The sequence below is a fragment of the Antarctobacter albus genome (genome assembly GCF_900101505.1).
Taxonomy (GTDB): domain Bacteria; phylum Pseudomonadota; class Alphaproteobacteria; order Rhodobacterales; family Rhodobacteraceae; genus Antarctobacter; species Antarctobacter albus.
Window position 1 is genome coordinate 25,764 of record NZ_FMZI01000025.1, and the last position, 10,061, is coordinate 35,824.

Genomic DNA, 10,061 nt, shown 5'->3' on the forward strand with positions numbered 1-10,061 from the left:
CGGCCGCAATTGTTCGGCGAGCAGGGGGGGAATTCGTTGCAAGCCGTCGGGATTGTCTCTGGCGGGAAAACGCTCAGTCAGGCTTTTGACGACAGCCCGGGGCGGCTGTGAGGGGGATCGACGCGTGTCACAGCAGCGCGCGGATCGGTTCCAGCAGGCCCTTGTTGCGCAGCGTGCGCACCGGGTAGCTGTCGTCGTTCACCAGCCTGTCCAGCGAGAACCCCGGCTCGATCTTGGCCAGTTTCTCTGCCACGGCCTGGGCCTTGTCCAACTGACCCTCCAGCGCATAAAGCGCCAGCAGGTGACGGTGGCCGGGCCGGGACAAGGGGGCAGAGCGCACCGCTGCCTCGCCGGCCTCGATCGCCTCCTGCGGGCGGTTGCAGGCAATGGCCACGATACAGTGGCCGGTGTCCCAATAGTGTTTGAACGGCGACGTCCGCGCGATCCGGCAGGCCCGTTCCGAGGCGGTGAATCCGCCTTCCATGTCGCCCGACAGGATCAGCGCCTCGGACAGGGATTTCCAGGCAAAGGCGTTGGCCGGGTTCCGTTCGACCGCGTTCTGCGCAAGGTCCAGTACACCGGCGGTATCGCCCAGTGCGGTGCCGCGGACCTTGGAGATGATCGCATGGACCAGCACGTTGTCCGGGCTCAGCTCCATCGCGCGGTAATGCAGGTCGACGGCCTCTTCGAGGAGGCCCTCCTGGTCGTCTTCGGCCAGTTCCATCATCTGGGTCAGCCGGATCATGCTGGCCCAGGCCAGGTAAATTCCGTTTTCATCGCGGCGAAAGGCCTGGTCCATCAGCCCGTAGGCCTCGCGCAGGGCGTCTTTCTCGAAGGAAAACATCCGGTAGAGCCCAAGGCGGGACAGTGCCGTCGCCCGCGTTTCGGGGCGGTCCTTTTCCAGCACATGCGGCAGCTTGCCGATGATCTGGTCGGCGGCCTCGAAGACGGTGCGCGAGACGTCGATTTCCGCGCTCAGGATGTCCTCGAGCCGATCCAGTTGTTGCAGCTTGGAATAGAGGATGCGCGCGCTTGGCTGATGCGTGGCCTTGATGAACAGCGCGTGTCCGCCGTCGCCATTTTCCATCAACTGGGTGCTGACGGACACGTCGCTGACCGGGGCGCCCTCGGGCAGGGGCATGTCCGAATCCGATTGTCGCCATGCGCGGACCTGCTCGGCGATGTTCTCGCCGATCTGGTTGGCCAGGACCTCGCCCAGCATCCTCTCTCGTCCCGGCGCCTCCGTGCTGGCGCGACAGTTGATCAGGATACCGCGGCTGTCGGTCGGGCTGGCCGAGGCCAGTTTCGACAAGAGCGCGGCTCGTTCCTGGCGCAACCAGTCCTCGAACTCGGGGTCGCGCACGTCGATGCCCTGCAACAGCTCGACGCGGTCATCCTCGGGCACCACCTCTTCGTGCAGGTCGACGGTGACGGCGCGCCGGTCCAGCGTGACCGAAGACCTGTCCGCCCGGATCAAATCGGCCGCCGGGCCAAGTGCATTGCGCAACTTGGACAGGGCCTGACGCAGGTTGGCGCTGGCCTGTTCGGGGCCGAAAGTCGACCACAGCTTGTCTTCCAGCCAGCGGCGCGGGCGGGTCATATCGGGGCTGAGCGCCAGCATCGCCAGCAGCGCCTGGTTCTTGGCCCCCTTGATGGGCAGCGCAGCGCCGTCCGCATCCCGGACCAGGAAAGGCCCGAGCACGGTGATGGTGATCCTCTGGGATGCAGGCCCTGCCATGCGCTCTCCTCGCAACTTGCGAAAATCTAGCACCGCCGTGACAGCGCGGCAACGGACGTGAAATTTCCGTTAACGATTGCCCCTATTGGCAGTTAGGCTTTGACCTGTGGCAGGCAGTGCCAAAAACTCCGCCCAAAATTTCATGAGGATGTCATGCCCGTTTCCGGTCTCTACAATTCGCAGAACTCGCAGAATTCCCAAAACAGTCAGAATTCGCAAAATTCCCAGAACTCGCAGAATTCGCAGAACAGCCAGGCGGCGGAAAACTCGCAGGCGGGGCCGGACAACACCTTTGCCAGTGCCGCCCTGGGCCAGGCGCGGGACGGAACCGTGGGCTACTGGGACGGCACGGCGGACCGTGTCCCGAAACAGGACGGCCGCAGCGGCTGGGACGCGCTCACCGCGATGGCGACGGGACCCCGGCGTGCCGTGATGGATGCCTGCCTGCAAGGGCTGTTCAAGGTCACGCTGGAGCCCGTGGCCAAGAGCAAGCCTGCGACGGGCACGGTGGCGCTGGGGGATGACCCGCTGGTCACGCTCGAAGCGCCGACCAGCACGTTCCTCGCGGACAAGCAGCTGCATTACCTGCGGACCTACGCCGACCTGCGCGGGGATCGCCTGAACGAGATCATCATGCAGACCGGCGATATCCAGAGCTTTTTCGGCCTCGTCGGTTACATGGCGCCGGACGCCACCAAGTGGACGCTGGCGCTGAACCAGGCAATGTTGCGGCTTTGCACCGTGATCGAGATGCCCTTCAAACACGGGTTCGACGTGGCCCGCCCCATCGCCATGTCCCGCAAGGTACAGCCGCTGATCCAGACGCCGGGGCATGGTTCGTGGCCCTCGGGCCATGCGACAGAGGCCTTTGCCTGCGCCACGCTGCTGTCTCGGCTGTTCCTGAACGCGCCGGTCGATCCGGTCGAGCAGATCAAGGCGGGCAGTGAGTTGTACCGCCACGCCGAACGGATCGCGATGAACCGAACGGTCGCGGGCGTGCATTTCCCCACCGACAGCATGGCCGGGGCGGTGCTGGGCGTGACCGTCGCCGAGGCGCTGATCAACCTGCTGGAAGGAACGCCGCAGACCCGGACGCGCGTGTTCCACGGCGCGGGCTACGACGGGGACTTTACCCTGGCGCGCATGGCCGAGGCATTGGACAACGGGCAAGAAATCGCCTCGGGCACCTTGTCCCTGCCGACGGGGCTGGTGCCCGGATGGCTGGCCAAGATGTGGGACGAGGCCAAGGACGAGTGGTGACCGGCGTCTAGCTGGCGGGCAGGGCGTCCGGCAATTCCACTACCGCCTCACCCAGCCGCGAGTCCCGCGTGCCGGTCGGCACCAGGCAGGCCGGATCGATGTCCTCCAGCCGGGTCGACGTCGGGTTCTGGGCATTGGCGACGATCCGGGTCGACGACAGGGCCAGGGCGCGCGTCAGGCGGCCCGCTGCGGCGCTGGTCCCCGCCAGCCGCCGCGTGCTGCCGCTCAGCGTTCCGGATGCCCGGATACCCGCCGAAAACGGCCCGGTGCCAATTCTGGCGGCGACACTGGGTCCGGGCTGGGACCACGATGCGCCCTCGCCGCTGTAGGGCGCGGGGCGATAGTTCCCGACCTCTGACGAGGCTGTCCAGGCCGATGCCTGTGCGGCGCCTACGCTGAACACCTGCCGGCAGTCCGCCGCGACATAGGCATTGTGACACCCCTCATCGCTGATCGGACCGGCGCCGGGGGCGACATAGCCCGCGCGGCTTTCGTCCCAATCGTAGGCGGCGGGATGGTCGAGGTAGCTTTGCCGTCCGCGCACTTCCGACCCGCGGATAGCATCGTCGCGCTGGACCTGCACCAGCACCTCGCCCGAGCCTTGCAGCGAAACGATCCAGGCCCCGGCGGGGGCCTCCGGCTCTCCGGCCTTCTGGCCGCGCGTGGGGGCCAGGGCCAGAACGTAATATGCCTGTTGTTCGGTCTGCTTGTCGCGTTTGCGCGCGGGCACATGATAGACGCGGGCCAGCGCTGCGCCGTCCTCCCGTTCGAGCGACCGGATCTCGCCCGGCTGCAGCTGGGCCAGACCCGAGGTCGTGCCATCGGGGGCGGTCAGCCCCAGCTGCAGGTCGGCAGACGCACCGTTCCGACAATGGATCTCGATGAAGCTGGCGGTTTCGTCATCGGGCTGCACACGCCAGTCAAGTTGCGCGGGGACCTCGGTGGGGGTGAGCCGCGCGACCTGGCTGCTGCGATAGCTGTTGCCAAAGGCCCAGACCAGCCGAACCGGCTGGCCGGTGACCTCTTCCCAGGTTTGCGCCTCGCGGGCCATCTGGTGTTCGACGAAATGCGTGCCGTCCTTGGGACCTGCCAACACGCCCAGCGAGACGTTCACGATGACGGGCGCCGTGGCGTCCACCCTGGCGGCCTGCCGCAGGATCCAGCGCAGACCCATGACCAGGTAGCTTTCGACCCAGGTGCCAGAGGTGTCGTCGATGCTTTCGGGGGGCAATTGAACGCCCAACAGAGGCCAGTCGCGCGCCGGGTCATCGGCATTCTCGGGATCGGCCCCGGCGGCCAGGTCAAGGACATGGGTGCCGTGGGTGGTGGCAAACCCGGTCTCGTCGCGGGTCCTGTCGGGGTAGATCGCGGCGTTCAGCGCGGCGTAGGTTGTGCTTTCGTCGCCGCGCGCCAGCAGGTCGTCGATTTCCGCAGTGTCCAGGATACGCCCCGCCAGCGTGCCTTTGGGGGTCCGGGCTTGTTGTTCCAGCGCCTGCAGCCAGAGGGCGTGAAACCGCGTGCGCCTTGGGGCGGTGCCCCGGCAGAAACGCGCATTGAGAAAGCCGATGCCGTCGTCGATGATTGCGACGATCGGCGCGCCCGGTGTGGGTGAGGGCGGCACCGCCCCGGCGGGTTCCGGCGGCATCGGATCGTTCGCCAGCTGAACCGGGCAGCCCGAGTCGATCACCTCGAACAGGTCGTCATGCAGGCTGTCCGCCGTGCCGATGCGCCGGTACAGCATGTAGCTGTCCGGCAGGTTCGGGTGCGCCTGCGGATCGTCGATGCGCGCAACAAGCGCCGCAAGTTCGGTATCGTCCATCCGCAGGGGCGAGTCCTGCTGCCCCACGAGATCGCGCAGACGGCGGCGCGCGGCCTGCATGTCATCGGTCGAGTGCAGATGCACAAAAAGCGGCGCGTAATCGGGCCCGCGGTCCGGGGGCATCGGCGGTAGCATGTCGCGGCGCAGCCCGATGAGGCGTGACCAGTCAAGACAGGCATCGCGAAACGCGTGCTCTCTGGCATCCGTCCAGCTGTATCCCATGTCGATCCCCCTGATCCTGCACGCGAAATCCGCCGGGTCAGCAAAGGTCTTTTTCACTCACCGGTCAAGGAAGTGGGATCGGTGCCTGTCGGGTTTGCGCAGAATTCACGCCAACCGGATAAGCACGCCGCGAGTTTTCAGCGGGTTTTCATGCGTGTTTCACGCGCGAATTGCGCAGCATTTGCGATCCGTTCACGGGGGCATGTGCATGGTCGGGTTAACGTACGGTCAAGTCGTGCAACAGTATGCTTCGGGCTGGGGGAAAGACCATGAAACGCAACGGGACCGCGACAAGGTTCGGTGTGATCGACGGGGACGGTCGGGGCAGGTCGCTTCGGGACCGGATCGCGATGCCTGTGCCGCCCGACCTGTCGGCGCCGGAGCTGGCCGCCGACATGGCGGAGCTCTTTGCCCTGGGGCTGGTTCAGGATCTACGCGCCGAGGCGCTGCAGGACCCGCATTGCGCCGTCAGGATCGACGGGGCCACCCGGTTCACGATGCATGAACTGCTCTGCGAGTTGCGCAATCTCAGCTGGTTCGATGCGCGCGTGCCGCTTGCCGGGACAGGACCGGACAGATCGCCGGACGTGCAACCGGGCCAGATGGGGGCCAGCCAGCGCCGGGCCCTTCGCTGCAACGCGGATTTCCAGCTGACGCTGGAAACCCTCTTGCGGGGCGGTGTTGTCTTGCGCGGTGGCGGTCCGGTTCTTTCGGCATTCTGGGACAGTGACCAAATGGAGCCGCATCCCAAGCGCGAGCCCGGTGTCTGGCCGACCGAAGAGGCGGCGATGTCGGAATGGATCGGCTGGTGTGCCGAGCACAGCCAGGCCGGTCTGCGCCTGCCCTGGGCGGCGGTGCGCCCGCAGCAGGACCCCAGCCTGGGGGATCGCGCCGAGACGCTGCACCGAACGCCGCCCGCGCGTCCCTTTCACAACGCCACGCTGGTTGCGTTGGCACGGGGGACGAACATGGCACCGGGTCTGCCCGGCACGTGGACCGGGTCGCGCCTCTTTGCGCTGATGGCAGAGGGCGAGGCGCTTGCCAGCCGGTTTGCCCGTGCCCAGGTCTCGGAAAAGGGCCGGATGCCGCGCCCGGCGGTCACGGCGGCGCGGATGACCGTCTGGTTGGGCAGCGAAGAGGGCGTCTCTGCCCCGGAAAGCGATACCCATCGTGCGGCGGCAGAGGAACTCGTGAGTGCCGCCCCCAACCTGGTTCACTGGGTCAGCCGGGCGAACCGCGCGCGGCGCGGGCCGCAGCGGTTCGAGGCGTCGCTCTTCCTGCCCTTGGCCGGCCCCGAGCGTCAGCATTTGACACCCTCCGACCTGGGCGCCCATGCGGTTGTCGCGGGCGTTCTGGCTACGCTGGTCAAGGCCGTCTTCGACACGTCGCGGCGGACCCAGTTGCAGGCAGTGGGGCAGGGCGGCCCCGTGCTGGCGCTGGAGGATCAAACCGACCGTCTGGCGGCGAATATCGGGCTGATGCGGTGCGTCACCGGCGGATATTTCCCGGCCGAGAACATCCAGGATCTGCGCCTGGGGCAGGCCATTGCCCTGCACCTGCTGCGCGACCGCTTGGAACAGGACAACCGCAGTGCGCAGATGGGCCTTCGCGATTTCGACGGCCAAAGCCTGCAACTGGTTTCGCATCCGCGCCGGTTCGGACGAGGGTATGCCGAATTGCGCCGCGATGCCGAGCCGATTGCCTGGCCGCAGGAGGCGGGCCACCCGGCGGCACATTTGACGGCGGTCAGCTAGGGGCGCCGGTCAGCGCCGGGCAAGCGCTCTGCCCGGCATGCTGCCCGAGATTTCGAGGATCAGCTTGCGCTTGACCGCTTCGGCAAAACTCTCGCGGCTTTCGGCGGTGACGACAAAAGCGCCTGGCCCGCCGATGATACGTTCGGAATACAGCGCCTCGAGTCCGCCATGCGCGCGGCCCGGATCGCCCGGGCGCAGGATCGGCAGGGCGTTGATCGTGACACCCGCGGCCAGCACCCTTTCGCGGGCCTCGGCAATTGGCGGGCCGGAGTAGGAATTTACGCTGTCGCCGGAAAAGTCGATCACCCGTCGCCAGCCGTCGAATTCATTGCTGTCCATCAGGCGCAGCGCCTCGTCCAGCGCGGCGCCGATCGCGTTGCGCCCGTAGGCCTGGCGTGGCTTGCCCATCAACTCTGCGGCGAATCCCGCGGCGCTCTCTGGCCCGTCGATCAGCGTCCAGTCGGCAACGACGGCCTGGTTCGCGGCCCATTCCACGTAGGTCACGGCGATATGTCCGTAAGCGGTGTTCGCGATGGCGGTCAGCACCTCGGGGTCGGTGATCGCCTCTGCGTAACCCTGTCGCTGAAACTGGATTTCCCGCTGGTCGATGCTGCCCGAGGCATCCGCCAGCAGCACCAGTTCAAGGTCCGTGTCCTGGGCCTGTGCCACCCCGGCCCAGACCAGCATCATCACCAGGATCATCCGCATCGCTACCCTCCGTTTGGCATCCAGATAGGGCGGGGCAACGCCTTGCCCATATTGACCAGCGTCATGTTCCTGCCTGTCGCGCTGTGGCACAGTCGCGGCATTGCTGACCAGGAGGATACGCCATGATCGCCCGCCTTGCCCTGCTGAGCCTGATGGCCGCGCCCGCCTTCGCCCAGGACGCCGACATCGGACGCGCGCATTTCTACACCCATTGCGCCACCTGCCACGGGTTGGAAGGCAAGGGGGACGGGCCGATGGCCGGTGTCCTGACGATCCCACCCACCAACCTGACCGAACTTACGATCCAGAACGGAGGCGTCTTTCCCCTGGCGCGGGTCGTCCAGCGGATCGACGGACGTGATCCGCTGGTGGCGCATGGCTCACCGATGCCGGTCTTCGGCGATTTCTTCGAACGGTCATTCGACGTTCCGATGAAGACACAGGCGGGTCAGCCGATCCTGACATCTCAGCCGGTGGTGGATCTGGTCGCCTACCTGTTGGAACTGCAACGGATCGAGCAGGACTAGCCGCCGGTCCTGCGGCAGATGCCCGTCGTCTGCGCCCCTTTCCAGGGCAGAATCACGGTGGGCCGGTCAATCGCCGCGTCCAGCCGGTCTACGGGCATGTATTTCCCGATCATTCCCCGCAGCCGTGCGGTGCGGGGCGCGTTCGGGTCCAGCAGGCGGCAACAGACGTATTCCTCGACGATGCTGCCCTGCTGTTCATAGCCGAAGGACAGGAAATCGCGCGTTGCCTCGGTGTCGAAAAGATAAGGGTCATTCGAGGCACTGTGTTCCTGCGCCGCCTTGAGCGGGTGGTAGCCGGTCAGCTTGCGGTTCTGCCACTGCCAGACATGGGTCGCCTCATGGGCAAAGAGCATCGCATCGAACAGATCGATCCGGTCTGGGTAGCCGGCCAGGAAGTCTTCCCTGTACACGTCATCCCGCAGCAGCACCTTGTTGAACAGCACGGTGGCCGCCGGTGATACCGTCACCGTGCGGGTCTTGGTGATCGGGGGCCAGATGCGTTCCTGGCAGGTGGTGCGAGGGCGAACGGGGATGTCATAGGTCACGGCGCCCGCAGGGTTGCCATCGATCAAGCGGATTCGTTTCGGGTCGATGTCGTCGCCGTGAAAGGCCCGCAGAAAAGCGGTTTCGTTCGGCGTGGCCGAGCGGCCGCAGGCTGTCAGGATCAAAAGGGCAAAGAGGGCAATGCGCATGATGTGAGATTGGCCGGGGGCGGGTCGCTTGGCAAGCAGCAATGGCCTGCCCTGGGCCTGTCGGGCTTCGGTCGTGTCGACGTAATCGGCGGCAGCGGCAAATGACCGTCCGTCAGGATGGGGAGGTGTCCCGAACAGGGCGTGGTGGAATCCAGGGTCCGCAGTGTTCGTGACGGGTGCGTGGGGACACGCACCCGATGGGTTTCGCGCCGGTCAGTGTGCGCGCGCGGCCTTGCCGCCGGATTTGCCGCTGGGCCCGCCGCTCACAGCCTTGCCGCCGATCACCGGGTCCTTGCCGGCGTTGCTGTTCGAGGTGGCCAGCACCTTGATCTTTTCCTTCTTGGGTTTCTTCGCTTCGCGGTTGCCGCGGTTCTTTTCCTTGGACATTGGAGTACCTCTTTCGACACCGCGCGGCGGAATGCCGGGCGGGTGGACGCTCAGAGGGGGCAGGGTTGCCTGACACATGTCAGGGCGATGTCACCGATGAGGCATCTTGCAGGATGCAATTAATGATGTGTGCGGGCGCGGGCGACATGCAAGGGGTTGGATGGGTGAGGGGGAAATATAGTTGGCGAAGGCTGAGTGGTTTGCCCACACGGGTTGGCGGGGTGAACCCCGCCCTAAAGCGGGCTGGTAGGTAAGGCGGACTACGGGGTCGATCCCGATATTACTGGGGGAAATCCACCCTGGGACCAGTCACTTCAACGATCGTGCATTCAGATGTTGGTTTCACCTTGAGCGGACTAGCCGAGCTCTTATTCACTGCGCCAATTGGCTTTCACTCATGTCGCCAGGGACGACATTGACCACCAAATCGTCGATGGCATCGTCCTCTTGAAGCTCCAAGCTGCAGCCACTGCACTCGACAAGCAAATCGGTGAGTAGCCAAGCTGTTCGCTTGTTCGCATCGACGAAACCGTGCGACGTGGCGACGCCATGCAATAAAGCTGCCGCCTTCTTGTGAATTGGTCGATGATAGTCATGATAGGGGCGCCCTAGGCTCAGGACTCGTTCTCCCTCAAAGCCAGAAGATGACGGTCGCGGCGAGAGCTATCGCCGAGAAGAAGGTCTGCGGGCATCGGTCGTAGCGTGTCGCAACGCGCCGCCAGTCCTTGAGCCTGCCGAACATGATCTCGATGCGATTACGGCGTTTGTATCGCCGTTTGTCATACTTTACCGGCGTCTTCCGTTTCTTCCGGCCCGGGATGCAGGGGCGTATCTTCTTGTCCTGCAAAGCTTCTCTGAACCAGTCGGCATCGTAGCCACGGTCTCCGAGAAGCCATTTCACGTTGGGCAGCCCGCTGACGAGCGCACGCGCCCCGACGTAATCGCTGACGGGAC

The 10,061-nt window shown here is 65.6% G+C and carries 10 protein-coding genes; 3 read left to right on the forward strand and 7 right to left on the reverse strand.

The window, feature by feature from the left end; translation table 11 throughout:
• Positions 1-127: 127 nt before the first annotated feature.
• Positions 128-1,738, reverse strand: coding sequence for an AfsR/SARP family transcriptional regulator (locus BLQ71_RS24945; protein WP_074623663.1), 1,611 nt, complete (start codon positions 1,736-1,738; stop codon positions 128-130).
• 153 nt (positions 1,739-1,891) lie between these two features.
• Here BLQ71_RS24945 and BLQ71_RS24950 point away from each other — a divergent pair, with 153 nt between their 5' ends.
• A complete protein-coding gene (locus BLQ71_RS24950) occupies positions 1,892-2,998 on the forward strand; it encodes a phosphatase PAP2 family protein (RefSeq protein ID WP_083342372.1) in 1,107 nt (368 codons plus the stop codon).
• 7 nt (positions 2,999-3,005) lie between these two features.
• Here BLQ71_RS24950 and BLQ71_RS24955 read toward each other — a convergent pair whose 3' ends face one another.
• Positions 3,006-5,039, reverse strand: a complete 2,034-nt coding sequence (locus BLQ71_RS24955; protein ID WP_074623664.1) for a S8/S53 family peptidase — start codon at positions 5,037-5,039, stop codon at positions 3,006-3,008.
• A 269-nt stretch (positions 5,040-5,308) separates the two neighbouring features.
• Here BLQ71_RS24955 and BLQ71_RS24960 point away from each other — a divergent pair, with 269 nt between their 5' ends.
• Positions 5,309-6,793: a hypothetical protein gene (locus BLQ71_RS24960; protein ID WP_074623665.1), complete on the forward strand. Its 1,485-nt coding sequence runs from the start codon at positions 5,309-5,311 to the stop codon at positions 6,791-6,793.
• A 9-nt stretch (positions 6,794-6,802) separates the two neighbouring features.
• Here BLQ71_RS24960 and BLQ71_RS24965 read toward each other — a convergent pair whose 3' ends face one another.
• The gene (locus tag BLQ71_RS24965; protein WP_074623666.1) at positions 6,803-7,501 is read right to left on the reverse strand and encodes a DUF1194 domain-containing protein; all 699 of its coding nucleotides are present in this window, start codon (positions 7,499-7,501) and stop codon (positions 6,803-6,805) included.
• A gap of 122 nt (positions 7,502-7,623) precedes the next feature.
• Between BLQ71_RS24965 and BLQ71_RS24970 the strand changes: the two genes are divergently transcribed.
• Positions 7,624-8,028, forward strand: a complete 405-nt coding sequence (locus BLQ71_RS24970) for a c-type cytochrome (RefSeq protein ID WP_043144919.1) — start codon at positions 7,624-7,626, stop codon at positions 8,026-8,028.
• Here BLQ71_RS24970 and BLQ71_RS24975 read toward each other — a convergent pair.
• The 4 genes from BLQ71_RS24975 to BLQ71_RS24985 all read right to left on the reverse strand — a co-directional run.
• Complete coding sequence (locus BLQ71_RS24975) at positions 8,025-8,762, reverse strand: hypothetical protein (RefSeq protein WP_367888668.1); 738 nt, start codon at positions 8,760-8,762, stop codon at positions 8,025-8,027. The genes BLQ71_RS24970 and BLQ71_RS24975 overlap by 4 nt on opposite strands.
• A gap of 171 nt (positions 8,763-8,933) precedes the next feature.
• Positions 8,934-9,107 (reverse strand): hypothetical protein, encoded by a 174-nt coding sequence (locus tag BLQ71_RS26540; protein ID WP_088702500.1) that lies wholly within the window; start codon positions 9,105-9,107, stop codon positions 8,934-8,936.
• A 372-nt stretch (positions 9,108-9,479) separates the two neighbouring features.
• Positions 9,480-9,725: a type II toxin-antitoxin system death-on-curing family toxin gene (locus BLQ71_RS27110; protein WP_083342373.1), complete on the reverse strand. Its 246-nt coding sequence runs from the start codon at positions 9,723-9,725 to the stop codon at positions 9,480-9,482.
• A gap of 13 nt (positions 9,726-9,738) precedes the next feature.
• Positions 9,739-10,061: IS5/IS1182 family transposase (locus BLQ71_RS24985; protein WP_074623335.1), on the reverse strand; the 323-nt coding region annotated here is incomplete at its 5' end.

What these genes read in the sequence shown, in the direction of transcription:
- BLQ71_RS24945 (WP_074623663.1), bottom strand. Translation starts at nt 1,738, where the DNA reads ATGGCAGGGCCTGCATCCCAGAGGATCACCATCACCGTGCTCGGGCCT.
- BLQ71_RS24950 (WP_083342372.1), top strand. Translation starts at nt 1,892, where the DNA reads ATGCCCGTTTCCGGTCTCTACAATTCGCAGAACTCGCAGAATTCCCAA.
- BLQ71_RS24955 (WP_074623664.1), bottom strand. Translation starts at nt 5,039, where the DNA reads ATGGGATACAGCTGGACGGATGCCAGAGAGCACGCGTTTCGCGATGCC.
- BLQ71_RS24960 (WP_074623665.1), top strand. Translation starts at nt 5,309, where the DNA reads ATGAAACGCAACGGGACCGCGACAAGGTTCGGTGTGATCGACGGGGAC.
- BLQ71_RS24965 (WP_074623666.1), bottom strand. Translation starts at nt 7,501, where the DNA reads ATGCGGATGATCCTGGTGATGATGCTGGTCTGGGCCGGGGTGGCACAG.
- BLQ71_RS24970 (WP_043144919.1), top strand. Translation starts at nt 7,624, where the DNA reads ATGATCGCCCGCCTTGCCCTGCTGAGCCTGATGGCCGCGCCCGCCTTC.
- BLQ71_RS26540 (WP_088702500.1), bottom strand. Translation starts at nt 9,107, where the DNA reads ATGTCCAAGGAAAAGAACCGCGGCAACCGCGAAGCGAAGAAACCCAAG.